At 71.2% G+C, this 24637-nt stretch carries 19 protein-coding genes and 1 pseudogene; 13 read left to right on the top strand and 7 right to left on the bottom strand.

The annotated features are described in order from the left end of the window. The 3 genes and pseudogenes from GXW76_RS19650 to folP all read left to right on the top strand — a co-directional run. A pseudogene (locus GXW76_RS19650) lies at positions 1-411 on the top strand (hypothetical protein); the annotation flags it as partial. Between the two features lie 51 nt (positions 412-462). Next, a complete protein-coding gene (gene ftsH, locus GXW76_RS19655; protein WP_211863801.1) occupies positions 463-2388 on the top strand; it encodes an ATP-dependent zinc metalloprotease FtsH in 1926 nt (641 codons plus the stop codon). A gap of 234 nt (positions 2389-2622) precedes the next feature. Continuing rightward, entirely contained in the window at positions 2623-3669 is a 1047-nt protein-coding gene (gene folP, locus GXW76_RS19660) for a dihydropteroate synthase (RefSeq protein ID WP_211863802.1), read from the top strand. 87 nt (positions 3670-3756) lie between these two features. Here folP and GXW76_RS19665 read toward each other — a convergent pair whose 3' ends face one another. Further along, positions 3757-5622 (bottom strand): ribonucleoside-diphosphate reductase subunit alpha, encoded by a 1866-nt coding sequence (locus GXW76_RS19665; RefSeq protein ID WP_211863803.1) that lies wholly within the window; start codon positions 5620-5622, stop codon positions 3757-3759. A 503-nt stretch (positions 5623-6125) separates the two neighbouring features. Beyond that, positions 6126-7022, bottom strand: a complete 897-nt coding sequence (locus GXW76_RS19670; protein WP_211863804.1) for an MBL fold metallo-hydrolase — start codon at positions 7020-7022, stop codon at positions 6126-6128. 122 nt (positions 7023-7144) lie between these two features. Here GXW76_RS19670 and glmM point away from each other — a divergent pair, with 122 nt between their 5' ends. From glmM to serA, 5 genes are all read left to right on the top strand, one after another. Beyond that, positions 7145-8527, top strand: a complete 1383-nt coding sequence (gene glmM, locus GXW76_RS19675) for a phosphoglucosamine mutase (RefSeq protein WP_211863805.1) — start codon at positions 7145-7147, stop codon at positions 8525-8527. Positions 8528-8677: 150 nt separating this feature from the next. Further along, positions 8678-9487, top strand: coding sequence for a bifunctional hydroxymethylpyrimidine kinase/phosphomethylpyrimidine kinase (thiD, locus tag GXW76_RS19680; protein ID WP_211863806.1), 810 nt, complete (start codon positions 8678-8680; stop codon positions 9485-9487). Positions 9488-9522: 35 nt separating this feature from the next. Continuing rightward, complete coding sequence (locus GXW76_RS19685; protein ID WP_211863807.1) at positions 9523-10335, top strand: DUF1217 domain-containing protein; 813 nt, start codon at positions 9523-9525, stop codon at positions 10333-10335. 84 nt (positions 10336-10419) lie between these two features. Beyond that, positions 10420-11622, top strand: a complete 1203-nt coding sequence (locus GXW76_RS19690) for a phosphoserine transaminase (protein WP_211863808.1) — start codon at positions 10420-10422, stop codon at positions 11620-11622. A 3-nt stretch (positions 11623-11625) separates the two neighbouring features. After that, positions 11626-13224 (top strand): phosphoglycerate dehydrogenase, encoded by a 1599-nt coding sequence (gene serA / locus GXW76_RS19695; protein WP_211863809.1) that lies wholly within the window; start codon positions 11626-11628, stop codon positions 13222-13224. A gap of 36 nt (positions 13225-13260) precedes the next feature. On the opposite strand, the gene GXW76_RS19700 is transcribed toward serA, so the two are convergent. Beyond that, a complete protein-coding gene (locus GXW76_RS19700) occupies positions 13261-13785 on the bottom strand; it encodes a hypothetical protein (protein WP_211863810.1) in 525 nt (174 codons plus the stop codon). Positions 13786-13903: 118 nt separating this feature from the next. Continuing rightward, positions 13904-14062 carry a hypothetical protein gene (locus GXW76_RS19705; protein WP_211863811.1) on the bottom strand — a complete coding sequence of 53 codons (159 nt, stop codon included), beginning with the start codon at positions 14060-14062 and terminating at the stop codon, positions 13904-13906. A gap of 203 nt (positions 14063-14265) precedes the next feature. Here GXW76_RS19705 and GXW76_RS19710 point away from each other — a divergent pair, with 203 nt between their 5' ends. The 3 genes from GXW76_RS19710 (at position 14266) to GXW76_RS19720 (ending at position 18688) form a co-directional block, all read left to right on the top strand. Beyond that, a complete protein-coding gene (locus tag GXW76_RS19710) occupies positions 14266-15405 on the top strand; it encodes an ATP phosphoribosyltransferase regulatory subunit (protein ID WP_211863812.1) in 1140 nt (379 codons plus the stop codon). Positions 15406-15411: 6 nt separating this feature from the next. After that, positions 15412-16701, top strand: a complete 1290-nt coding sequence (locus GXW76_RS19715) for an adenylosuccinate synthase (RefSeq protein ID WP_211863813.1) — start codon at positions 15412-15414, stop codon at positions 16699-16701. Positions 16702-16870: 169 nt separating this feature from the next. Further along, positions 16871-18688: an ABC-F family ATP-binding cassette domain-containing protein gene (locus tag GXW76_RS19720; RefSeq protein WP_211863814.1), complete on the top strand. Its 1818-nt coding sequence runs from the start codon at positions 16871-16873 to the stop codon at positions 18686-18688. Between the two features lie 182 nt (positions 18689-18870). On the opposite strand, the gene GXW76_RS19725 is transcribed toward GXW76_RS19720, so the two are convergent. Then, on the bottom strand, positions 18871-19383 hold the full coding sequence (locus GXW76_RS19725) for a VOC family protein (protein WP_211863815.1): 513 nt from the start codon (positions 19381-19383) through the stop codon (positions 18871-18873). Between the two features lie 91 nt (positions 19384-19474). On the opposite strand from GXW76_RS19725, the gene GXW76_RS19730 reads away from it, so the two are divergent. Continuing rightward, positions 19475-21112: an FAD-dependent oxidoreductase gene (locus GXW76_RS19730; protein ID WP_211863816.1), complete on the top strand. Its 1638-nt coding sequence runs from the start codon at positions 19475-19477 to the stop codon at positions 21110-21112. 58 nt (positions 21113-21170) lie between these two features. On the opposite strand, the gene GXW76_RS19735 is transcribed toward GXW76_RS19730, so the two are convergent. Next, positions 21171-22142, bottom strand: coding sequence for an L-threonylcarbamoyladenylate synthase (locus GXW76_RS19735; protein ID WP_211863817.1), 972 nt, complete (start codon positions 22140-22142; stop codon positions 21171-21173). Continuing rightward, positions 22139-22909: a 3'(2'),5'-bisphosphate nucleotidase CysQ gene (gene cysQ / locus GXW76_RS19740; RefSeq protein ID WP_211863818.1), complete on the bottom strand. Its 771-nt coding sequence runs from the start codon at positions 22907-22909 to the stop codon at positions 22139-22141. Before cysQ ends, GXW76_RS19735 begins: the two co-directional genes overlap by 4 nt. A gap of 115 nt (positions 22910-23024) precedes the next feature. On the opposite strand from cysQ, the gene GXW76_RS19745 reads away from it, so the two are divergent. Next, complete coding sequence (locus GXW76_RS19745; protein ID WP_211863819.1) at positions 23025-24500, top strand: leucyl aminopeptidase; 1476 nt, start codon at positions 23025-23027, stop codon at positions 24498-24500. Positions 24501-24637 lie beyond the last annotated feature (137 nt).

Below are 24637 nucleotides of genomic sequence, written 5' to 3' on the forward strand. Positions count from 1 at the left end.
GGCGGGACGCTGGCGGGGGCCTGGCTGCGGCCGGCGGCCGGCGGCCGCTGGCTGGTGGTGCGGGACCCGGGGATGCCGGGCCCGCCGGTCGAGGCCCTGCGCGGCGCCTTGTGGGACGGGCGATTCCGGCTGGACGGGCCAGGGCGGGCGGGCTGGCGGATCGGGGCGCTGGGGGAGGAGGCGGCGCGGCTGCGCCGATGCTCCGCCCTGCCGGCTTCCGTGCTGCGGGCGCTGCCGGCCATCCGGGACCCTCACGGCGTGCTGGCCGCGGTGCCGGCGATGGATTATCCTTCATTTTCGGCCTGCGCGCCCTTCGCCCTGTCCTTCATGCGGGCGACGGAGGGAAGACATGCGGGGGCGGAGTTTTCCGGCGGGCCATTCAAGCGCGGTCCAGCCGACCTTATGTGTTAGTGCAGAACGCCGGCGGGCCTTTCCGACCGGCACGGAGACGGACAACCGCACGTGAACAATTTCGGCCGGAACCTCGCGCTCTGGGTCATCGTGGCCCTGCTGCTGGTAGCGTTGTTCAACCTGTTCCAGCCTTCTGGCGGTGGACGGGCAGGCGCGCAGCAGGTCGCGTATTCCGACTTCCTGAACGAAGTGAACGCCGGCCATGTGCGGGAGGTCTCGATCCAGGGCCGGACGCTTTCGGGCCAGCTCGCTGACGGGCGGTCGTTCCAGACCTACACGCCGGAGGACCCGAGCCTCGTCTCGCGCCTGACCGAGAAGAACGTGCGGGTGGTGGCGCGGCCGGAGGAGAGCGACGTCAATCCGCTGCTGCACTACCTGATGTCCTGGTTCCCGATGCTGCTGCTGATCGGCGTGTGGATCTTCTTCATGCGGCAGATGCAGGGCGGCGGCGGGCGCGCCATGGGCTTCGGCAAGTCCAAGGCCAAGCTGCTGACCGAGAAGCAGGGCCGCGTCACCTTCGACGACGTCGCCGGCATCGACGAGGCCAAGGCCGAACTCGAGGAGATCGTGGACTTCCTGCGCGACCCGCAGAAGTTCCAGCGCCTCGGCGGCAAGATCCCGAAGGGCGTGCTGCTGGTGGGCCCCCCGGGCACCGGCAAGACGCTGCTCGCGCGCTCGATCGCGGGTGAGGCGAACGTGCCCTTCTTCACGATCTCGGGCTCCGACTTCGTGGAGATGTTCGTGGGTGTCGGCGCATCCCGCGTGCGCGACATGTTCGAGCAGGGCAAGAAGAACGCCCCCTGCATCATCTTCATCGACGAGATCGACGCGGTCGGCCGCCATCGCGGCGCTGGCCTCGGCGGCGGCAACGACGAGCGCGAGCAGACGCTGAACCAGATGCTCGTGGAGATGGACGGCTTCGAGTCTAATGAAGGCGTCATCATCATCGCGGCCACCAACCGGCCGGACGTGCTGGACCCCGCGCTGCTGCGCCCGGGCCGCTTCGACCGCCAGGTGGTCGTGCCGAACCCGGACGTGATGGGGCGCGAGAAGATCCTGCGCGTGCACATGCGCAAGGTGCCGCTGGCCTCCGACGTCGATCCGAAGGTGATCGCGCGCGGCACGCCGGGCTTCTCGGGTGCGGACCTCGCCAACCTGGTGAACGAGGCGGCGCTGCTCGCCGCGCGTACCGGGCGGCGGACCGTGGGCATGGCGGAGTTCGAGGCGGCGAAGGACAAGGTTCTGATGGGCGCCGAGCGGCGCTCGCTGGTGATGTCCGACGGCGAGAAGCGCATGACCGCCTACCACGAGGCCGGCCACGCGCTGGTCGCGATGCACGAGCCGGAATGCGACCCGGTGCACAAGGCGACGATCATCCCGCGCGGCCGCGCGCTGGGGCTCGTGATGTCGCTGCCCGAGGGCGACCGCTATTCCAAGCACAAGTCCAAGCTGAAGTCCGAACTCGCCATGGCGATGGGCGGGCGCGTCGCGGAGGAACTGATCTTCGGGCCGGACAAGGTGTCGAACGGTGCATCGGGCGACATCAAGATGGCGACCAACCAGGCGCGCATGATGGTCACCGAATGGGGCATGTCCGATGTGATCGGCATGATCGCCTACGGCGACAACAGCCAGGAGGTCTTCCTGGGCCATTCCGTGACCCAGACCAAGAATGTCTCGGAAGCCACGGCCCAGAAGATCGACGGCGAGATCCGCGCCATCATCGACGGCGCCTATGCGCGGGCGAAGCACATCCTGTCCGAGCACATGGATGAGTTGCACCTGCTGGCGAAGGGCCTGCTGGAGCACGAGACGCTGTCGGGCGACGAGATCCGGCTGGTGATCCGCGGCGAGCCGATCGTGCGCAATCGGCCGGACGAGCCGGTGAACCTCGGCCGCGGCAGCGTGCCTTCGGCCGGCCGGGCGGCGAGCCCGCGGCCGCCCGGGCTGAATCCCGGGGCGGCGCCGGCGACCTGAGCCACGAGGGCTCTGCCCTCCCGAACCCTCCCGCCTGGGTTCCCATGTCCGATGCGAAGCATCGGACATGGGAACCCCTGAGGCCGAAAGGCCTCTGGACACCGATACGGGGCGCGCTATGCGAGGCGCGCCCTTTCCTTTTTTGACCCCTCCCGTCATGCCCAGCGCCAGGTATTGGTTTCCAAAGGCCTTTCGGCCTTTGGCGGGGTGGCGCGGAGGGGCGGAGCCCTTCCGATGGTCCCTGGCCGTTTCGTCGAACCTCTTGGCCTCATCACCGGCCCTGTCGCCTTCCACGCGCTGCGCGAAGGCTTCGCGCTGCCGCTGCAGGGGGGCGACATCGCCTTCGCCTTCGTCCGGCTGATCGAGGACGGTGAGGACCTCGGCGTCGGCCCCGTGCGCGAGGTGCCGGAGGACTGGCAGGAGCAGATGCAGACCCTTGCCCAGCGCCCCGCGCCCTTCGCCGGGCTGCCGACGGACCGGCCGCTGGTCATGGGCATCGTCAACGTCACGCCGGACAGTTTCTCGGATGCCGGGCGGCATTTCGACCCGCACGCGGCGATCGCGGCGGGACACGCGATGCTGGAGGCCGGCGCGGACATCATCGATGTGGGCGGCGAATCCACCCGCCCCGGCTCCGCCACGGTGACGGCGGAGGATGAGGCGGCGCGCATCCTGCCGGTGGTGCGCGAACTCGCGAAGGCGGCCCCCGTCAGCGTGGACACGCGCAATGCGGCGACGATGCGCGCGGCGCTCGATGCCGGGGCGGAGATCGTCAACGACATCTCTGCGATGCGCCACGATGCAGCGGCCCTGGATGTCGTCGCGCGGTCCGAGGCGCCGGTGATCCTGATGCACATGCCGGGCGACGACCCGGCGACGATGCAGTCGCTGGCGACCTATGACGATGTCGTGGTGCAGGTGGCGGGCTTCCTGCGGGACCGCGTGGCGGCCTGCGAGGCGGCCGGCATTCCGCGGGGCCGGATCGCCGTTGATCCTGGAATCGGCTTCGGCAAGACGCTGGCGCACAACCTGGCGCTGATCGACCGCCTGCCGCTGCTGATGGCGCTGGGGTGCCGGGTGGTGCTCGGCGTGTCGCGCAAGCGCTTCATCGGGACGCTGTCGGGCGTGGAGCAGGCCGGCCAGCGCGTCCCTGGCAGCGTGGCGGGCGCCCTGGCCGGCGCCGCGCGCGGCGCCTCCGTTCTACGCGTTCACGACGTGGCCGAAACCGTCCAGGCGCTGGCGGTGTGGCGTGCCTGTGCCGCCGGCCGCCCACCTGAATGATCGTGTCCCGGCATCGGGTTCAAAGGGCCTTTCGGCCCTTTGCGGGGTGAGGTCCGGAGAGGGGCGGCGCCCCTCTCCGGCGGCCTGTCACTGGCAGGCCAGGCATTCCTCGTAGTTGTTCGAGTTCCCCGCCGGTTGGGCTGCCGCCAGCGGCAGCGTCGCCTCCTGCCGGCTCGGCACATGGGCGGCCATGATGTCGCCCTGGCCGACCACCTTCTCGCTGATCGTGTCCGCGCGCTGGATCGACAGGGAGCGGCAGTAATAGAGCGACTTCACGCCCTTCTTCCACGCGCTCATGTGGATCTGGTGCAGGTCCCGCTTGTGCACATTGGCCGGCAGGAAGAGGTTCACCGACTGCGACTGGCAGATGTAGGGCGTGCGATCGGCCGCGTGCTCGATCACCCAGCGCTGGTCGAGTTCGAAGGCGGTCTTGAAGATGGCCTTCTCCTGCTCGGTCAGGAAGTCGAGGTGCTGCACCGAGCCCTTGGTGACGGTGATGGTGGTCCAGGTCTCGTCGTCGTTGCGCCCATGCTTCTCCAGCACCGTCGCGAGGTACGGGTTGCGCACGATGAAGGAGCCCGACAGCGTCTTGTGGTTGTAGACGTTGGCCGCGATCGGCTCGATGCCCGGCGAGGCGCCGCCGCAGATGATCGAGATCGAGGCCGTCGGCGCGATGGCGATCTTGTTCGAGAACCGCTCCATGAAGCCGTATTCGGCGGCGTCGGGGCAGGGCCCGCGCTCCTCGGCCAGCAGGCGCGAAGCCGCGTCCGCCTGTGCGCGGACGTGCTTGAACATCTTCTTGTTCCACACCTTCGCGACGACGGATTCGAAGGGCACGTTCATCTTCTGCAGGAAGGAGTGGAAGCCCATCACGCCGAGGCCGACGGAGCGTTCGCGCATCGCGCTGTACTTCGCCCGCGCCATCGAATCGGGCGCAGTGTCGATGAAGGACTGCAGCACGTTGTCGAGGAACCGCATCACGTCGGTGATGAAGAGCGGGTCGTCCTTCCACTCGAACCAGGTCTCGCAGTTGAGCGAGGAGAGGCAGCACACCGCCGTCCGCTCCTCCCCATGCTGGTCGCGGCCGGTGGGCAGGGTGATCTCGGAGCAGAGGTTGGAGGTCTTCACCTCCAGCCCCGCGAGCTTGTGGTGTTCCGGCCGTGCGCGGTTCACGTGGTCGGAGTAGATGATGTAGGGCTCGCCCGTCTCGATGCGCGCCGTGAGGATGCGAATCCACAGGCTGCGCGCGGAGACCTTGCGCATCACCGCGCCGTCCTTCGGCGACAGCAGCGCCCATTCCTCGTCCGCTTCGACCGCGCGCATGAAGGCGTCGGAGAGCAGCACGCCGTGATGGAGGTTGAGCGCCTTGCGGTTCGGGTCGCCGCCCGTGGGGCGGCGCATCTCGAGGAATTCCTCGATCTCCGGGTGGTTCACCGGGATGTAGCAGGCGGCCGAGCCGCGCCGCAGCGAACCCTGGGAGATCGCCAGCGTCAGGCTGTCCATCACCCGGATGAAGGGGATGACGCCCGAGGTCTTGCCGTTCTTGCCGACCTTCTCGCCGATGCCGCGCAGGTTGCCCCAGTAGGAGCCGATGCCCCCGCCCTTGGCCGCCAGCCAGACATTCTCGTTCCACAGGCCGACGATGCCGTCGAGGCTGTCCGAGGCCTCGTTGAGGAAGCAGGAGATCGGCAGGCCGCGGGTGGTGCCGCCGTTGGAGAGCACCGGGGTCGCCGGCATGAACCAGAGGCGCGAGATGTAGTCGTAGATGCGCTGGGCATGGGCCGCGTCGTCGCCGTAGGCCGACGCCACGCGCGCGAAGAGGTCCTGGTAGGATTCGCCGGGCAGGAGGTAGCGGTCGTCGAGCGTCGCCTTCCCGAAATCGGTCAGCAGCGCGTCGCGCGAACGGTCGATACGGACCTGACCATGGCCCTCAAGCTGCACAGCGTCGAACACGGCTACACCCCCCCGCAATACTCATCCCCTGGGCGCACATCCTGCCGCCGCATGGGGTCTGACCACAAGATGTAGTCTTGCCACAGTCACAGAACCACCACATGGGGTGGCGATCAGAGGGCTTGCCAACTCCCCCCCGGCCTTGTTACAGGCAATTTAATGTTCCCGTTTCGTTCATGATTCCGCGCCATCAGCGCCTTGGCAAGCCTCGACTTTTCCACAGGCGTATCCGGCCAACCTGCCGCCCAGGGGGCGCGGATCGACCATGACCGTCTCCGGCGCCGCGCCATGCGGGGAGGCGTCGGCAAGGTTCCCGCGATGCATCCGGGAGGAGATCGATTTCCGGGAGCCGCAGGCGCGGGCCCGAGAGGCCAGGCTTGCATGAAGCGCGGGGCGCTGCCTCCTCGTCCCCGCCGAGGACCGAAGGGCCGTTGGAAGCCGATTTCGGTCCCGAGGCCCCCACGCCCCTCGATGGGGGAGCGCGGGGGCCAGGGCTTGTCCTGCTACAGCGCCTGCGCCCAGGCTTCCGGATAAAGCCGGTAGCCGCCGCCCTCCCGCGCCAGATGCGCCGTCCCCGGGAAGTGCAGGTGCATGCCTGCGATGTGCGTCTTCTCCGTCGCCACCATGTCGAAGACCCGACGGCGCGTCGCCGCGGCCTGGGCGGGGTCCACGTCGAACTGGATGGTCACCTCGGGGCGCGGCACCTGCACTTCGGGCAGGTGGACGATGTCGCCCCAGATCAGCAGCGACTGCCCGCCCGAGGCGATCAGGTAGCCGCAGTGCCCCGGCGTATGCCCGGGGAAATGCATGGCGGTGACGCCGGGGAAGACCTCGGCCCCGCCCTGGAACAGGCGCAGGCGGTCGGCGTAGGGCGCCATCTGGCGCTTCGCCATGGGGAAGTAGGCGCCGCCCGTGGGCACGCCCTGGCCGGAACGGGCGACCTCGGCCTCGGCTTCCTCGCTGGTCCAGTAGGCGTGCTCCGCCCCATGCATGGCGAGTTCGGCATTGGGGAAGGCCGCGGAGCCCTCGGCGGTGGCCAGGCCGTTGGAATGGTCGGGGTGCATATGGGTCAGCAGCACCGTGTCGATCTCGGCCGGCGTCACGCCGGTCGCGGCCAGGTTGCGCGGCAGCTTGCCGGAACTGGCCTGCATGTGGGTGCCCGCGCCGGTGTCGATCAGCGCGACGCGGCCGCCGGCATGAACCAGGAAGCAGTTGAGCGAGGTGCGCCGCGGCACCGGCCGGAAGACCGCGCGGAGCATGTCCGAGGCTTCCTCCGGCGAAATATTCTGCAGCACCGACATGGAACCGTCGAGGAAACCGTCGCTGACCGCGGTCAGCGTGATATCCCCGACGCGCCGGTGGTGGATGGCGGGAACCTGCTCGGTCGGCGGCGTGGGCATGGTCGGTCACTCCTTGTCGTCGTGCGCGGGAGCACAGCATGGGCCCTGGCCCGCGCCAATCCGAGGCTGCGCATGGACGCGGCCGGCCCCCGCGCGGTAGGGAAGCGCGCGAGGAGCACGACATGCCCAAGGACTCACCGACCCCGCCGCCCGCCCGCCGACGCCTCTTCGGCACGGACGGCATCCGCGGCACCGCCAACAGGGCGCCGATGGACGCGGCGACGGCGCTGCGGCTCGGCCAGGCGGCCGGGCGGTATTTCAACCGCGGCACGCACCGGCACCGGGTGGTGATCGGCAAGGACACGCGCCTGTCCGGCTACATGCTGGAACCGGCGCTGACCGCGGGCTTCATCGGCGCCGGGATGGACGTGGTCATCGTCGGCCCGCTGCCGACGCCGGCGATCGCGCTGTTGACGCGGTCCCTGCGCGCGGATCTCGGCGTGATGATCAGCGCCTCCCACAACCCCTACGAGGACAACGGCATCAAGCTGTTCGGCCCGGACGGGCTGAAGCTGACCGATGAGCAGGAATGCGAGATCGAGGCGCTGATGGACGGCGACCTCGCCTGCGCGCTGGTCGCGCCGGGCAGGCTCGGCCGCGCCAGCCGGCTCGAGGACGCGCCGGGGCGCTATATCGAGGCCGCCAAGGCATCCTTCCCGCGCGGCCTGACGCTGGAAGGGCTGCGCATTGTCGTCGATTGCGCCCATGGCGCGGCCTACAAGGTGGCGCCGACGGTGCTGTGGGAACTGGGGGCGGAGGTCGTCTCCATCGGCGTCGCGCCGGACGGGTTCAACATCAATCGCGGCGTCGGATCGACGGCACCGGCTCAATTGGCGGAGATCGTGCGGGAGCGGCGGGCCGACCTCGGCATCGCGCTGGACGGCGATGCGGACCGCGTCGTGCTGGTGGACGAGCTGGGCCAGCTCGTCGACGGGGACCAGATCCTGGCCCTGGTCGCGCGGTCCTGGCACGCGCAGGAAAGGCTGCGCGGCGGCGCCGTGGTCGCCACGGTGATGTCGAACATGGGGCTGGAGAGGTTCCTCGGCACGCGCGGCCTGAAGCTGCTGCGCACCGCGGTCGGCGACCGCTATGTCGGCGAGCGGATGCGCGAGACGGGGTGCAACCTCGGCGGGGAGCAGTCCGGCCATATGATCATGCCGGATTTCGGCACGACCGGTGACGGGCTGATCGCCGCGCTGCAGGTGCTCGCCGTGCTGGTCGAGGAGGGACGCCCGGCGAGCGAGGCCCTGCGCTGCTTCACCCCCCTGCCGCAGCGTCTGGTGAACGTGCGTTATGCCGGCGCCTCGCCGCTGGCCGACGAGGGCGTGAAGGCGGCGATCACGGCGGAGGAGGCGGCGCTCGGCGCGCGCGGCCGCGTGCTGATCCGCGCGAGCGGGACCGAGCCGGTGATCCGCGTGATGGCGGAGGCCGAGGAAGAGGCGCTGGTCGAGGCGACGGTGGCGCGGCTGGCGGAGACGATCCGGGCGAAGGCACGGGCGGCGTAGAAGGTCGGGAGAGGATGAACCTCCCCCGAACCCCCTCCCTTCTTTGTTCTTTTGGGCACCGGCTTCCGCTGTCAGTCCCCAAAGGCCAAAGAAGGTTGAGGGGGGTTCGGGGGGAGAAGTTCCCTTCTCCCCCCGAGTTATGGAGCGACCATGAAGGGACGAGTCCTCATCATCGCCGGCAGCGATTCCGGCGGTGGTGCCGGCATCCAGGCCGACATCAAGACGGTGACGGCGCTGGGCGGTTTCGCCATGACGGCGATCACCGCGCTGACGGCGCAGAACACGCTGGGCGTGCACGGCGTGGCCGGCGTGCCGATCGACTTCATCCGCCAGCAGATCGCGGTGGTGATGGATGATCTGGGCGCCGATGCGCTCAAGACCGGCATGCTGCACGACGTCCCGGTGATCGAGGCGGTGTGCGAGGAGATCGCCGCGCGGGCCAGGGGCGTGCCGCTGGTGGCCGACCCGGTGATGGTCGCCAAGGGTGGCCATCCGCTGCTGGCGCCCGATGCGGTGGAGACGCTGAAGGCGCGGCTGTTGCCGCTCGCGACCGTCATCACGCCGAACCTGCCGGAGGCCGAGGTCCTGGTCGGCCGCCCGATCCGCGACGTGCCGGACATGCGGGAGGCAGCGGCGGCGCTGCGCGGCCTGGGCGTGCCGGCGGTGCTGCTGAAGGGCGGGCATCTCGAGGGCGATGTCGTGACCGACCTGCTGGTGACGACCGAGGGGGCGGAGGAATTCGTCTCCCCGCGCATCGCCACGCGGCACACCCACGGCACGGGCTGCACGCTGGCCAGCGCGATCGCCGTGGGGCTGGCGCAGGGGATGTCGTTGCGGGATGCGGTGGTCCGCGCGCGGGCCTATGTGCGGGCGGCGATCGCGTCGGCGCCGGGCTATGGCGCGGGGCATGGGCCGCTCGATCATGCGGTGACCTTCGACCCGTCCCGCGTGCCGGGTTAACCGCGCCTTCACCCTCGCTGGGGCCATGCTGCGCCATGGTCCTTTCGCTCAACCAGGTGCAGGCGCTGTTCGGGGTTTCGGCCTCTGGCGCGTCCTCCGGCGGGGCGGCGGCGGCGATCCCGGCCCTGCGGCGCGCCACCGCCGAGGGCGCCGAGGCCAAGGGCATCGCGCGGGAGAAGAAGGACCCGGTCACGCTTTCCGCGCTGGCGCAGTTCCGCACCGCGCTGGACAAGGCCGGCAGCATCGAGAAGGCGTTGCGGGACCCGCGCATCCTGAAGGTGCTGCTGCCCGCGCTCGGCCTTGCGGGGCAGGAGGGCAATGCCGGCCTGGTGCAGCGCGCCTTGCTCTCGGACCCGGATGACAGGAAGGGGTTGGCCGCCGCGCTCGGGGCGACCTGGAAGGCGGCGGCGAATACCCTCGGCGTCCACAAGACCGGGCTCGACGGGCTGCGCGATCCGGCGATGGTCCAGCGGCTCTCGGATGCCTTCCTCAAGTACCAGTATCGCTCCGGGCTGGATGACCAGCAGGCCGGCCTGTCGGATGCACTGTACTTCCTGGAATCGGCGCGCAACGCGGATGACGTCTACGACGTGCTGGGGGACCCGGTCCTGCGGCGGGTGGTGACGGGGGCGCTCGGCCTGCCGGACCGGATCGCGATCCAATCCGTCGAGGCGCAGGGCCGCGCCGTATCCTCCCGGCTGAAGATCGACGCCCTGCAGGATGGCCGCGCGGTGCGGAAACTCGCCGAGCGCTACCTGATCGCGGCGGCGGACAAGGCCGTGGCGTCAGCCTCCGCGCAATCCAGCGATGCGATGACGTCGATCATCAACCTGTCGATCAAGGCTTGATCGGGAAGGGGCCGCGGGCGTAACCCTCCGCCCGGGCCACGCCCCCCCACCGGGGCGCATCCGCTTCTGAGAGGGAGCTGCATCATGGCGAACGCCACCCCCACGCCCGGATTCCGTCCGGCGTCCCCCCGTCCGGCCGCAAGGCCGGCCAATCCAAGTTTCTCCTCCGGTCCCTGTGCGAAGCGTCCCGGCTGGACGCTGGCCGCGCTGGAAGGCGCGCTTCTCGGGCGCAGCCATCGCGCGAAGGATCCGAAGGCGCGCCTCGCCGAGGTGATCGACCGGTCCAAGGCCGTGCTCGGCATGCCTGCGGACTGGCGGCTCGGCATCGTGCCGGCGTCGGACACCGGCGCGGTGGAGATGGCGCTGTGGTCGATGCTCGGCGCGCGTGGCGTCGATGTGCTGGTGTGGGAATCCTTCTCGAAGGAATGGGCGACGGACGTCGCCAAGCAGCTCAAGCTGAAGGACGCCCGGATCATCGAGGCGCCCTACGGCAAGCTGCCCGATGTGTCCGTGGTCGATCCGGCGCGCGACGTGGTCTTCGTGTGGAACGGCACGACCTCCGGCGTGCGGTTGCCGGATGCGGACTTCATCAGCGATGCGCGCGAGGGCCTCGCGATCTGCGACGCGACCAGCGCCGCGTTTGCCATGGACCTGCCCTGGAACAAGCTCGATGTGGTGACCTGGTCCTGGCAGAAGGTGCTGGGCGGGGAGGCGGCGCACGGCATGCTGGCGCTGTCCCCGCGCGCCGTGGCGCGGCTGGAATCCTTCGCCCCAGACCGCCCGCTGCCGAAGATCTTCCGCATGACCAAGGGCGGCAAGCTCAACGAGGGCATCTTCAAGGGCGAGACGATCAACACGCCGTCGATGCTCTGCGTCGAGGACGCCATCGACGGGCTGAAATGGGCCGAATCCATCGGCGGACTGAAGGGCCTCATCGCGCGGTCGGAGGCGAACCTCGCCGCCATCGCGCGCTGGGTCGCGACCGAGCCGGGCTTCGACTTCCTGGCCGAGGACGCGGCCACGCGGTCCTGCACCTCGATCTGCCTGAAGATCACCGCGCCCTGGTTCACCGTGATGGGCGCCGAGGCCCAGGCGGCCGCGGCGAAGAAGATCGCCTCGCTGCTGGAGAAGGAAGGCGTCGCGCTGGACGCCGGCGCCTATCGCGATGCGCCCCCGGGCCTGCGCATCTGGGGTGGGGCGACGGTCGAGACCTCCGACATCGAGGCGCTGCTGCCCTGGCTCGACTGGGCACTCGCCACCGTCGAATCCGAAATCGTGGTGGCCTGAGAGATGCTCAAGAACACCCCAAAGGTCCTGATTTCCGACAAGCTCTCCCCCGCCGCCGTCCAGATCTTCAAGGACCGCGGCATCGAGGTGGACTTCAAGCCGGGCCTCAAGCCCGCCGAGATCCGCGAGATCATCGGCGCCTATGACGGCCTCGCGGTGCGGTCCGCCACCAAGGTCACGCGCGAACTGATGGAGGTCGCGCCGAACCTCAAGGTGGTCGGCCGCGCCGGCATTGGCGTGGACAATGTGGACGTCACCTCCGCGACCGCGCGCGGCGTGGTGGTGATGAACACGCCCTTCGGCAACGCCATCACCACGGCCGAGCACGCCATCGCGATGATGTTCGCGCTCGCCCGCCAGATCCCGGAGGCGTCCACCTCCACCAAGGCCGGGAAGTGGGAAAAGAACCGCTTCATGGGCGTCGAGCTGTTCGGCAAGACGCTCGGCCTGATCGGCTGCGGGAACATCGGCTCGATCGTCGCGGACCGCGCGATCGGGCTGAAGATGCGCGTCGTCGCCTTCGACCCCTTCCTGTCGGAGAAGCGGGCGCTGGAACTCGGCGTGGAGAAGGTGGAACTCCACGACCTGCTGCACCGCGCCGACTTCGTCACGCTGCACACGCCGCTGACGGAGCAGACGAAGAACATCCTCTCGCGCGAGAACATCGCGCGCATGAAGTCCGGCGCGCGGCTGATCAACTGCGCCCGCGGCGGGCTGGTGGACGAGGCTGCGCTGCTCGATGCGCTGAAGTCCGGGCACCTGGCCGGCGCCGCGCTCGATGTCTTCGAGACGGAGCCCGCGACCGACAGCCCACTCTTCGCGCTGGAGAATGTGGTGTGCACCCCGCATCTCGGCGCCGCGACGGCCGAGGCGCAGGAGAACGTCGCCCTGCAGGTGGCCGACCAGATGGCCGACTTCCTGCTGTCCGGCGCCGTCTCCAATGCCATCAACATGCCCTCGGTCACGGCCGAGGAAGCCCCGCGCCTCAAGCCCTACATGGAACTGGTGCGCCTGCTCGGCGGCATGGCCGGGCAGCTCACGGCGGCGCAGGGTGATGCGATCAAGGCCATCCGTGTCGAATACGAAGGCCACGCGGCGGAACTGAACCGCCGCCCGCTGACGGCCGCAGTGCTGGCCGGCGTGCTCGGCCCCCTGATGGGCGCGGTCAACATGGTCAACGCCCCGGTGCTGGCGAAGCAGCGCGGCATCGAGGTGGCCGAGACGACCGTCGAGCGCAGCGGCGAATACCAGACGCTGGTGCGCCTGACGGTCGTGACCGACCGCTACGAGAAGTCCATCGCCGGCACGCTGCTGGCGGAGAACAAGCCGCGGCTGGTCGAGATCAAGGGCATCTCGGTCGAGGCCGATTTCGCGCCGCACATGCTCTACGTCACCAACCAGGACAGGCCGGGCTTCATCGGCCGCTTCGGCATGGCGCTGGCCGATGCCGGGATCAATATCGCCACCTTCCACCTCGGCCGTTCGGCGCCGGGCGGCGATGCGATCTGCCTCGTCGGCCTCGACGGCCCGATGCCCGATACGGTGCTGGCCGGGGTGCGGAACCTCCCGCTGGTGGTGCAGGCGACGCCGCTGGCCTTCTGACGCCATGCGCCCGCGCGGGCGCCGCCGCCGGGCGCCTTATGGGTTCCCGGCGGCGAAGGTCAGCGCGGGTGCGACCGATTCCAGCGCCGGCAGCGGCGGCAGGTTGGTCAGCCGCGCCAGCGTCGCATCGGGCCCGAGGGTGAAGGCCGGGTTCGACAGCGCCCGCCGGATGCCCGCCGCGTCGCCGGCCGTCAGCGGGCCGACGGCGCCGGCCAGCGCCTGGGACGCGACGGAGGGCAGCACCTCCATCGGGATGCCGGTGGCGCCGCGCACCTCGCGGATGGCGCTGAGCAGCATCTCGTAGCGGGTGCGCGGGAACATGATGTCGCTGTTGGGCCGGCGCATGCCGTCCATCGCCGCCTCGAACTGCGCGAGGGCCGCTGCGGCCTCGGCCGGCTTGCCCCGGTAGCGGGACATGTCGCCGAAATTGCGCTCGGCGTAGGAGAGGTTGAGCCGTGCGTTCTCCGGCTGGAATCCACGGCCGCCGTAGCTGAAATCCGGCGGCTGCGTCGGCCCGCAGGCGGCGAGCAGCAACAGGCCCAGGATGATCCTTCGCGGCATGTGTCCCTCCGTCTCCGCCGGCGGAGCAGATCATTGCGCTAGCGGGTGGAGTGGGGGAAGCGCGAAGGTGATCCGGGGTCGCCGGTTGGCCGGACGTGTCGCGTCTGACGTGCCGCTTTTACAGCACCGCCCAGGCCACCCCGACGATCAGGGCCCAGAGCGGCAGGGCGAGAAGCACGCCGATGGCAAAGCCTTGGCCGACATGCTCTGCCCGCCAGGGCTCCCTGACGGCGTCGGACGGGGCGAGGGTGATGGGCTGGTCGATGTTCCCGGACATGGTGGGGTCTCGTGTGCCGGCCGCGTTCAAGGCCCGCGGCCTGGGATCCGTATGGTTGATGGGGCCTGAAGGCGACGATGCCATCCTGGCCCCGGCGCATGGCCGCCCGGCGGCGCGCTCGTGGCAGGATGGGGGCAGCACCCCGGCCAGGAGAGGCAGGGGTTGCCCCGCCCGTCCGCCCCTGCCACACCCTGCCGCCTGAGATGACCGACGACCTGCCCAATCCTGCCCTGCTGCCCGCGGGCCTAGTGGATCTGCTGCCGCCCGAGGCCGAGCGCGAGGCCGCGCTGGTCGAGGCGATGATGGCCGTCTTCGCCGCGCACGGATACGAGCGCGTGAAGCCGCCACTGCTGGAATTCGAGGACAGCCTGCTGGCCGGCTCCGGCGCCGCGGTGGCCGAGCAGACCTTCCGCCTGATGGACCCGGTCAGCCAGCGGATGATGGGCCTGCGCGCGGACACCACGCCGCAGGTCGCCCGCATCGCCGCGACGCGGCTGGGGGCCGAGGCGCGGCCGCTGCGCCTCTGCTACGCCGGCCAGGTGCTGCGGGTGCGCGGGACGCAGCTCGCCCCCTCCCGCCAACTGCCGCAGGCCGGGGTCGAAATGATCGGCGGCGCCGCGCCGGCGGCCGATGCGGAAGTCGCGACCGTGGCGGTCGAGGCGCTGGCCGCCATCGGCGTGACCGAGGTCAGCCTCGACGTCACCCTGCCCACCATGGTCCCCGCGTTGCTCGAGGCCGCGGGGGCGGATGCGCCGCTGCGCCAGCGCCTGGCGCGTGCGCTGGACCGCAAGGACAGCGCCGCGGTGGCGACGCTGGTCGAATCCGTGGGCGGCGTGCTCGCCGTGCTGCCCGGGCTGATGGCCGCCGCCGGACCGGCCGATGGCGCGCTGGCGGCGCTGGAGGAGGCACACCTGCCTCCCGCCGCCCACGCCATCGCCGAGAACGCCGCCGCCGTCCTGGCCGCCATCCGGGCCCGCGCGCCGGGGCTGCGCATCACGCTCGACCCGGTCGAGTTCCGCGGCTTCCGCTACCATACCGGGGTCGCCTTCACCCTCTATGGGCCGGGCATGAGCGGGGAACTCGCCCGCGGCGGGCGCTACATGTCGCAGAACGAGGAACCGGCGACGGGCATGTCGCTCTATCCCGACGCGGTGCTGCGCGCGGCGCCGGTGGTGCCGCCGCGGCCCCGCCTGTTTGTGCCCATCGGCGCGGATGGCGCGGAATTCCGCGCCCAGGGCTTCGCGACGGTCGCCGCCCTGGCGCCCGAGGACACGCCGCAGCGCCTGCGCTGCACCCATGAACTGAAGGACGGCAAACCCGTCCCGCTCGTGACGAAGGACTGATCGGCCATGGCCAATGTCGCCGTGATCGGCGCCCAGTGGGGCGACGAGGGCAAGGGCAAGGTGGTGGACTGGCTCGCCAGCCGCGCCGACATCGTGGTGCGCTTCCAGGGCGGCCACAACGCCGGCCACACGCTGGTGGTGGGCAATGAGACGTACAAGCTGTCGCTGCTGCCCTCGGGCGTGGTGCGCGGCAAGCTCGGCATCATCGGCAACGGCGTGGTGCTCGACCCGCAGGCGCTGCTGTCGGAGATCCAGAAGGTCACCGCCCAGGGCCTGAAGGTCGGCCCCGAGAACCTGCGCATCGCCGAGAACGTGCCGCTGATCCTGCCGCTGCACCCGGCGCTGGACCGCGCGCGCGAGACGGCGCGCGGCCAGGACAAGATCGGCACCACCGGCCGCGGCATCGGCCCGGCCTATGAGGACAAGGTCGGCCGTCGTTCCATCCGCCTCTGCGACCTCGCCGAGCCGGAGACGCTGAGCGCGAAGCTCGACGAGTTGCTGCTGCACCACAACTCGCTGCTGCGCGGCCTCGGCGCGCCGGAATTCAGCAAGAAGGACCTGCTCGACGGGCTGCTCGCGCTGGCGCCGAAGCTGCTGCCCTATGCCGACACGGTGTGGGAGCGCCTGGACGAGGCGCGCGCCACCGGCAAGCGCGTGCTGTTCGAGGGCGCGCAAGCGGTGATGCTGGACGTGGACCACGGGACCTACCCGTATGTCACCTCGTCGAACACGGTCGCGGGCAATGCCGCGGGTGGCGCGGGCGTCGGGCCGGATGCGATCGGCTTCGTGCTCGGCATCGCCAAGGCCTACACGACGCGCGTCGGCTCCGGCCCGTTCCCGTCCGAACTGCACGACGAGACGGGCAAGCTGCTCGGCGAACGCGGCCGCGAGTTCGGCACCGTCACCGGCCGCCCCCGCCGCTGCGGCTGGTTCGATGCCTGCATGGTGCGCCAGGCGGTGAAGGTCGGCGGCATCCAGGGCCTGGTGCTGACCAAGCTCGACGTGCTGGACGGCCTGCCGGAACTGAAGATCTGCACCGGCTACCGCATCAACGGCGAGGTGGTGAAGCGCCTGCCCGCGGCCTTCCGCGCCCAGGCGGCGGCCGAGCCGATCTACGAGACGATGCAGGGCTGGTCAGGCTCCACCAGGGGCGCCCGCTCCTACGCCGAACTGCCGGCCGAGGCGGTGAAATACGTCCGCCGCATCGAGGAACTGGTGGAGGCGCCGATCGTGCTGCTCTCCACCAGCCCGGAACGCGACGACACCATCATGATGCGGGATCCCTTCGCGGGGTGATGCGCGTCCGCTGACCGGCGCGCCTTTGGCGCGAAGGTCCCGATCGGCCACGCTGGCCTGACCCGCGGGGGCGCCGCCCCCGCCGTCCGGGTCCCATCGCCGTTGCAACGCACCGGCGATGGGTGCCCTGGAGCGGCCGGGCCACCCCGGACCCCGCCTGGAAACGATCATGGCTCCGCCTCCGCTGCTGCTTCTCACGGACATCCGGCACGGCTTCGGCAGCACCAGGCTGCTGGAAGGGGCGTCGCTGTCCGTGGCGCCGGGGGAACGGCTCGCGCTGGTGGGCCGGAACGGGTCGGGGAAGTCCACGCTGCTGAAGGTGGCCGCCGGCATCATCGAGGCCGAAGGCGGCACCCGCTTCGTCCAGCCGGGTGCCACCGTCCGCTACCTGGAGCAGGAGCCGGATCTCTCCGCCTTCCCGGACGTCATGGCCTATGTGCAGGCGGGGCTCGGGCCGGCGGATGATCCGTACCGGGCGCGCTACCTGCTGGAACAGCTCGGCATGACCGGCGTGGAAAAGCCCGCGGCGCTGTCGGGCGGGGAGACGCGCCGCGCCGCGCTCGCTCGTGCCCTGGCGCCTTCGCCGGACATCCTGCTGCTGGACGAACCGACCAACCACCTCGACCTGCCGGCGATCGAGTGGCTGGAAGGCGAACTCGCCGCGCTCGATTCCGCGCTGGTGCTGATCAGCCACGACCGGCGGTTCCTCGAAGGCCTGTCGCGCGCCATGGTCTGGCTGGATCGCGGCACGACGCGGCGCCTCGAACGCGGCTTCGCCCATTTCGAGGAATGGCGCGACCAGGTCCTCGAGGACGAGGAGCGCGAGGCCCACAAGCTCGCCCGCAAGATCGTGCGGGAGGAGCACTGGCTGCGCTACGGCGTCACCGCCCGGCGCAAGCGCAATGTCCGCCGGCTCGAGAACCTGCACACGCTGCGCGCCAAGCGCCGCGAGCGCGTGACCGCGCCGGGCCGCGTGACCATGGCGGCGGCCGAGGCGGCGGGGTCCGGCAATCTCGTCATCGCCGCGGAGGGCATCTCCAAGGCCTTTGGCGAACGGTTCGTCGTGCGCGATGTCTCGACGCGCATCATCCGCGGCGACCGCGTCGGCATCGTCGGGCCGAACGGCGCGGGCAAGACGACGCTGCTCAACATGCTGACGGGCGTGCTCGCGCCCGACTCAGGCGAGGTGCGCATCGGCACGGGGCTGGAGATGGTCGGCCTCGACCAGCGGCGCGCGAGCCTCGATCCCTCCGTCACGCTCGCCGCGGCGCTGACCGAGGGACGTGGCGACCAGGTGCATGTGAATGGCCAGCCGCGCCACGTCATCGGCTACATGAAGGACTTCCTCTTCACGCCGGAGCAGGCGCGCACGCCGCTCTCGGCGCTGTCCGGGGGGGAGCGTGGGCGGCTGATGCTGGCGCGCGCCTTCGCCAGGCCGTCCAACCTGCTGGTGCTCGACGAGCCGACCAACGACCTCGACCTCGAAACCCTCGACCTGCTGCAGGAACTGGTCGCGGACTATGCCGGCACCGTCATCCTGGTCAGCCACGACCGCGACTTCCTCGACCGCACGGTGACAAGCGTGATCGCGTGGGAAGGGGAGGGGCGCTGGCAGGAATACGCCGGGGGCTATTCCGATATGGTCGCGCAGCGCGGCCATGGGGTGAAGGCACGCGCGGCCGAGGCGGCGAAGGCCTCGCCGGCCATGCCGAAGGCGGAGCCCGCGCCTCGCGCGGCCCCGCCCGCCCGCCGCAAGGGCCTCAATGCCAAGGAGCAGCATGAACTCAAGACGCTGCCCGTGCGCATGGAGGCGCTGACGGCCGAGGTCGCGACGCTGGAGGCGAAGGTCCACGACACGGCATTCTACGCGCGTGACCCCGCCGGCTTCGGCAAGGCGACGGAGTCGCTGGCCAAGGCGCAGGCCGCGCTCGCGGTGGCCGAGGAACGATGGCTGGAACTCGAGATGCTGCGCGAGGAAGCCGGCTGACAGAGCCGGAGAGGGGCGCTGCCCCTCTCCGAACCTCACCCCGCCAGAGGCCGAAAGGCCTCTGGACACCGGAACCTGCGGCCAGCAGGTGGTTTCCGAAGGCCTTTCGGGCGATGGGCTGTCGCTGGCCTTGCCCGCAGCGTCAGTGGGTCGTGGTCCGGAGGGGCGGTGCCCCTCCGTCGTTACGCGGCTTCTGCAAGCAGCGCGTTCAGGTCCAGCCGCCGCGTGACCATCGCCAGCTTCCCATTGGCATCCCGCGGCCAGTCGGCCTGCTCGCGGTCGCGGTAGAGTTCCACCCCGTTCCCGTCCGGATCGCGCAGGTAGAGCGCCTCGGACACGCCATGGTCCGACGCGCCTTCCAGCGGCCAGCCGGCTTCGAGCAGCCGCTTCAGCGCGTTCGCGAGCGCCGTGCGGGACGGGTAGAGCAGCGCCACGTGGAACAACCCCGTGGTGCCCGGCGGCGGCCAGGCGCCGTCCTTGCTCTCCCAGGTGTTGAGGGCGATGTGGTGATGGTAGCCGCCGGCCGAGAGGAAGACCGCCTGGTCGCCGTAGCGCTGCTGTTCCTCAAGCCCGACCACGTCGCGCCAGAAGGCCAGCGCGCGGTCGATGTTGGCGACCTTGAGGTGGACATGGCCGATGCGCGTCTCGGGATGGATGGCGGCACGGGTGGCGGGTTCGGCGTGGACCGCGGACATGGCAGGGTTTCTCCTTCTGTCCTCCCCTATCTGGCGCCGCGCGCGCGCGGGTGCCAATGGGAAACGGGGATCATCACCATGGGCGGGGCGTATGACGGCGCGTGAGGCGGATGTGCTGGTGCTGGGCTCGGGCGGCGCCGGGCTGGTGGCGGCTCTCACGGCGGCGGCGCGGGGGCTGTCCGTGGTGGTGCTGGAGAAGACGGACCGGGTCGGCGGCACCACGGCGATGTCCGGCGCCGGCACCTGGATCCCGGCGAACCACCTCGCTGCGGCGGCCGGCATCGCCGACAGCCCCGAGGAGGCGCTGGCCTATGTCCGCGCCGCTGCGCCCGAGGGCTGGGCGGCTACCGAGGACGCGCTGTGGCAGGCCTTCGTGCACGCCGCGCCGGAGATGCTGCGTTTCGTCGAGGCGCGCACGCCGCTCCGCTTCGCCCTGACGCCGGAGCCCGACCCTTTGCGCGCCCTGCCGGGGGCGAAGGCGCAGGGCCGGATGATGTCGCCGCTGCCGCTCAGCCGCTGGCGAGCGGGGCGCTTCGCCTTCCGCATCCGGAAATCCACCATCCCGGAGATTTTTACCTACCACGAGGCCGTGGCGACGGACCTCTACCACCACCCCTACCGCACGGCGCTCTCGCTCTGGCCGAGGCTGGCCTGGCGGTTGCTGACCAATACGCGCGGGAAGGGAACGGCGCTGGTCACTGGCCTGCTGCGGGGGTGCCTCGACCTCGGCGTGCAGGTCATGCTGTCGGCGCGGGCGGTCGAACTGACGCAGGATGCCGACGGGGCGGTGACCGGCGCGGTGGTGGAACGCGGTGGCGGGCGCGAGACCTGGTCGGCCCGGGCCGGCGTGGTCATCGCGACCGGCGGCTTCGAATGGGACGCCGCGCTGCTTGCGCGGCATTTCCCGGGGCCGGTGGATTACCTCGGCAGCCCGCCGGGCAATGACGGGGACGGGCAGCGCATGGCCGAGGCGGCCGGAGCGGCCTTGGCGCACATGGACCAGGCGACGCTGACGCCGTCCGTCCCGACCCCCTACGAAGGCCGGCTGCTGGCCCAGCCCGTGCCCTTCCACACCGAGCCGAACGCCATGCTGGTGAACCGGCACGGCGTGCGGTTCATGAACGAGCTGACCTTCAACATCGGCGAGGCGATCGACTCGCGCGACCCCGAGACGGGCCAGCCGGTGCACCTTCCGGCCTGGGTCATCAGCGATTCGCTCATGCTCGACCGCGTGCCGCCGGTGCGCTGGGCGGCGAAGGCGGATCCGGGCTGGCTGCGCCAGGCGCCGGACGTTGCCGCGCTGGCCGGGCTGATCGGCGTGCCGGCCGAGGCACTGGCGGCGAGCGTCGCCCGCTTCAACGCCTTCGCCGAGGAAGGCGAGGATCGCGATTTCGGCCGCCCGGCACGCCCCGACCCCGCCGCGGCGGGCGACAGGCGCCGCCGGGCCGGCATCCATCCCATCCGGCGCCCGCCCTATGTGGCGGTGCCCTTCAACCGCGCGATCCTGGCGACCAAGGGCGGCGCGCGGACCAACGAGTATGGCGAGGTGCTGCGCCCCGATGGCAGCGTCATCCCTGGCCTCTTTGCCGCCGGCGTGGCGATGGCGAATCCGATCGGCACGCGCGGCATCGGCACCGGCACCACGATCGGCCCCAACATGACCTGGGGCTATGTGGTTGGCCTTCGCCTGTCCCGGCGCAACCGCGGCGCCGGCGTGCCGGGCCAATAGGCGGCGCCGGCGCGACAGCCAGGGGGGGTGAGCGGGGGCGGTGAAGGTCACGCCGCGATCAGCGCGGCGCCGCCGCCCGTTCCAGCCGGTCGTTGATCGCCGCGCCAAGCCCTTCCATCGGCACCGGCATCACTGCGATGCGGGCGAGCCCCAGGCGCTGCCCCTCCGCATCCAGCCAACGCAGCCCGGCGAAGAGCCGCGCCGCCGCCTCGCGCAGGTCACGGCCCTCGGAGAGTTGCCACACCCGTCCCGCCCCCGGCAGCGGTGGGCCGAAGGCCATCAGCGCCTCGTCCGCCGCTGCGTCCCTTGCCTCCAGCCGCACCGGCAGGGAAGGGGCGTAATGGGAGAGCATCATCCCCGGCGAGCGCAGCGCTCCTTTTGCCTGCGTCGCCGAGATCGGCATTGGCCGCGCCACCGGCCCGATCACCGCCTCGATCGCTTCCGCCGGCACGCCGCCGGGCCGCAGCAGCGTCGCCTCGCCGGCGGCGAGGTCGAGCACCGTGCTCTCCACCCCCACCTCGCATGGCCCGCCATCAAGCACCGCGGCGATGCGCCCCGATAGCCCGTCGAGCACGTGCCGCGCCGTGGTCGGGCTGACCTCGCCCGAACGGTTCGCGGACGGCCCCACCACCGGCACCGCCGCCGCCCGCAGCAGCGCCAGCGACAGCGGATGCCCCGGCACGCGCACCGCGAGGGTATCGAGCCCCGCGCCCGCGAGCAGATCCACGCGGCTTTCCGGCCGCCGCGGCAGCACCAGCGTCAGCGGGCCAGGCCAGAACCGCGCGGCGAGCGCGCGGGCGCGGCCGTCGGCGACGACCTCGGCGAAGGCTGCCTCGGCATCCGGAAAATGGCAGATCAGCGGATTGAAGTGCGGGCGGCCCTTGGCCTCGAACACCGCGGCAACGGCCCGCCCGTTCCGCGCATCGGCGCCGAGGCCGTAAACCGTCTCGGTCGGGAAGGCGACGAGGTCCCCCGCGCGCAACAGCGCCGCCGCGCGTTCGACCTCCTCCGCGCCGAGCAGCAGGGTCACGCGCGCCGTCCCTCGCAGACGAAGCCGGGATTGGCCCAGCCTGCCTTGCCGTAGCGCAGCGGCCCGCCGCCCTCGAGCAGCCGGATCGTGCCGCCGGCCGCTTCCAGCACCGCGTGCGGCGCGGCCGTGTCCCATTCCATCGTGCGGCCGAAGCGCGGGTAGAGATCCGCCGTTCCCTCGGCGACGCGGCAGAACTTCTCGGCCGAGCCGATGTTGACGATGCGCGCGACCTGCCGGCCCTGCAGGAAGTGGCCCATGCGCGGGTCGTCCTGGTAGTGGTGGCTGCCCATCACGGTCAGCCCTTCCGGCGGCGCGGCGCGCACGGCGATCGGCCGGTCCCCCGCCGCGTCCCGCTTCCAGGCGCCGAGGCCGACCCGGCCGCGGAACACTTCCCCCGTCGCCGGGATCGCGACGGCGCCGAGCACCGGCCGTCCATCCTCCACCAGCCCGACATTGACGGCGAAATTGTCCCGCCCCGCGGCGAATTCCCGCGTGCCGTCGAGAGGATCGACCAGCCAGAAGGTGCGCCCGGGATCGGTGGGCGCGGTGCCGGCCTCGATCTCCTCCTCCGCGATCACGGGGATGGCGGGGGTGGCGGCGCGCAGGCCCTCGACGATCAGTGCCTCGGCGATGCGGTCGGCCTCGGTGACGGGGGAACGGTCGGTCTTGCGTTCCACCGCGAAGCCGGCGGCGCGCACGGCGTTGATGGCGGCGGCGGCCTCCGCGGCGAGCCGCGCGGCGAGGGTCAGCAGGGCATCCTGGTCCATGGCTCACCCGTGTGGCCGTTGGCGGGCCGCCCGGCAAGCCCCGCACTGGCCGCGAAGCCGCACGGCGCCTAAGGTGACGGCCCTCTTTCGCACGAGCCCCCGCCCCGGAGTCCCCATGCCCGATATTGCCTTCGTCAAGCCCGCACTGCCGCGCGCCGGCGCCATGGTCCTGCCGCTCGCCGAGGAAGCGCCGCTTGCGGGCCTCGCGAAGCAGGCCGACGAGGCGACCGGCGGCGCGATCTCCCGCGGGCTCGAAGCGGCGAAGTTCAAGGGGCGCAAGGGCCAGACGACGACCCTCTGGGCGCCCGGGGCGGGGCTGACCAAGGTGATCGCCATCGGCCTCGGCAAGCCCGCCGACATCGCCGCCACGGGGGCGGAGGCCGCCGGCGGCGCCATCGCCGGCCCGCTCGCGCAGGAACGCGAGGCCGTCGTCGCCGCCGACGGGCTGGAACCGGCCTTCGCCGCCTCGCTGGCCATGGGCGTGCTGCTGAAATCCTATCGCTTCGACCGCTACCGCACGACGGAGAAGGAGGAGGACAAGCCGAAGCTCGAGCGTGTCGCGGTCGCCGTCTCCGACGCCGCCAAGGCCAAGGCCGCCTTCGCGCCGATGCAGGCGGTCGCCGACGGCGTGTTCGTCACCCGAGACCTGGTCTCCGAGCCGGCGAATGTCCTGACGCCCGCCGAATGCGCCGAGCGCTGCAAGGCGCTGACCAAGCTCGGCGTCGAGGTCGAGATCCTCGGCCCGAAGGAGATGCGGAAGCACGGCTTCGGCGCCCTGCTCGGCGTCGCGCAGGGCAGCGCCAACGAGCCGCGCATGGTGGTGATGAAGTGGAACGGCGCGCCGAAGGGCAAGAAGGTAGGCAAGCCGCTCGCCTTCATCGGCAAGGGCGTGACCTTCGACACCGGCGGCATCTCCATCAAGCCCGCCGGCGGCATGGAGGACATGAAGTGGGACATGGCCGGCGCCGGCACGGTGGTCGGCCTGATGGCCGCACTCGCCGGCCGCAAGGCGAAGGCGGACGTGGTGGGCATCATCGGCCTGGTCGAGAACATGCCCTCGGGCACCGCGCAGCGGCCAGGCGACGTGGTGACGACCGCCTCCGGCCAGACGGTGGAGGTCATCAACACCGACGCCGAGGGCCGGCTCGTGCTCGCCGACGTCATCCATTACTGCATCGAGCAGCACGACCCGCGCTTCATGGTCGATCTCGCGACCTTGACGGGCGCGATCATCATCGCCCTCGGGCACGAGCATGCCGGGTTGTTCTCGAACGACGACACGCTCGCGCAGCGCATCGAGGCCGCCGGCAAGGCGGTGGGCGAGGCGGCCTGGCGCATGCCGCTCGGCGATGCCTACGACAAGCAGATCAAGTCCGACATCGCCGACATGAAGAACGTCGGCGGGCGGCCCGGCGGGTCGATCACGGCGGCGCAGTTCATCCAGCGCTTCGTGCAGGGCAAGACCTGGGCGCATCTCGACATCGCCGGCACCGCCTGGAGCACCAAGGACCTGCCGACCGCGCCGAAGGGGGCGACCGCCTACGGCGTGCGGATGCTCGACCGTCTGGTCGCGGAGCATTACGAGGGCTGAGCGTGACGCCATGATCGCCGTCCGGTTCCGCCGCGGCACGCCGGGGGCCGAGGTGCCCGCCGTCGTTCCCGTGGCGGAGGGCGCGCCGGTTCCGCGCGCGGTCGCCGCCGCTGCGCGGGCGGCGCGGTTCACAGGCG

It is taken from the genome of Neoroseomonas soli (genome assembly GCF_018129065.1).
GTDB lineage: Bacteria > Pseudomonadota > Alphaproteobacteria > Acetobacterales > Acetobacteraceae > Neoroseomonas > Neoroseomonas soli.

Coding starts and splice junctions, on each gene's coding strand:
- folP (WP_211863802.1), top strand. CDS start 2,623: ATGGTCCCTGGCCGTTTCGTCGAACCTCTTGGCCTCATCACCGGCCCT.
- GXW76_RS19670 (WP_211863804.1), bottom strand. CDS start 7,022: ATGCCCACGCCGCCGACCGAGCAGGTTCCCGCCATCCACCACCGGCGC.
- glmM (WP_211863805.1), top strand. CDS start 7,145: ATGCCCAAGGACTCACCGACCCCGCCGCCCGCCCGCCGACGCCTCTTC.
- thiD (WP_211863806.1), top strand. CDS start 8,678: ATGAAGGGACGAGTCCTCATCATCGCCGGCAGCGATTCCGGCGGTGGT.
- GXW76_RS19685 (WP_211863807.1), top strand. CDS start 9,523: ATGGTCCTTTCGCTCAACCAGGTGCAGGCGCTGTTCGGGGTTTCGGCC.
- GXW76_RS19690 (WP_211863808.1), top strand. CDS start 10,420: ATGGCGAACGCCACCCCCACGCCCGGATTCCGTCCGGCGTCCCCCCGT.
- serA (WP_211863809.1), top strand. CDS start 11,626: ATGCTCAAGAACACCCCAAAGGTCCTGATTTCCGACAAGCTCTCCCCC.
- GXW76_RS19700 (WP_211863810.1), bottom strand. CDS start 13,785: ATGCCGCGAAGGATCATCCTGGGCCTGTTGCTGCTCGCCGCCTGCGGG.
- GXW76_RS19705 (WP_211863811.1), bottom strand. CDS start 14,062: ATGTCCGGGAACATCGACCAGCCCATCACCCTCGCCCCGTCCGACGCC.
- GXW76_RS19710 (WP_211863812.1), top strand. CDS start 14,266: ATGACCGACGACCTGCCCAATCCTGCCCTGCTGCCCGCGGGCCTAGTG.
- GXW76_RS19715 (WP_211863813.1), top strand. CDS start 15,412: ATGGCCAATGTCGCCGTGATCGGCGCCCAGTGGGGCGACGAGGGCAAG.
- GXW76_RS19720 (WP_211863814.1), top strand. CDS start 16,871: ATGGCTCCGCCTCCGCTGCTGCTTCTCACGGACATCCGGCACGGCTTC.
- GXW76_RS19725 (WP_211863815.1), bottom strand. CDS start 19,383: ATGTCCGCGGTCCACGCCGAACCCGCCACCCGTGCCGCCATCCATCCC.
- GXW76_RS19730 (WP_211863816.1), top strand. CDS start 19,475: ATGACGGCGCGTGAGGCGGATGTGCTGGTGCTGGGCTCGGGCGGCGCC.
- cysQ (WP_211863818.1), bottom strand. CDS start 22,909: ATGGACCAGGATGCCCTGCTGACCCTCGCCGCGCGGCTCGCCGCGGAG.
- GXW76_RS19745 (WP_211863819.1), top strand. CDS start 23,025: ATGCCCGATATTGCCTTCGTCAAGCCCGCACTGCCGCGCGCCGGCGCC.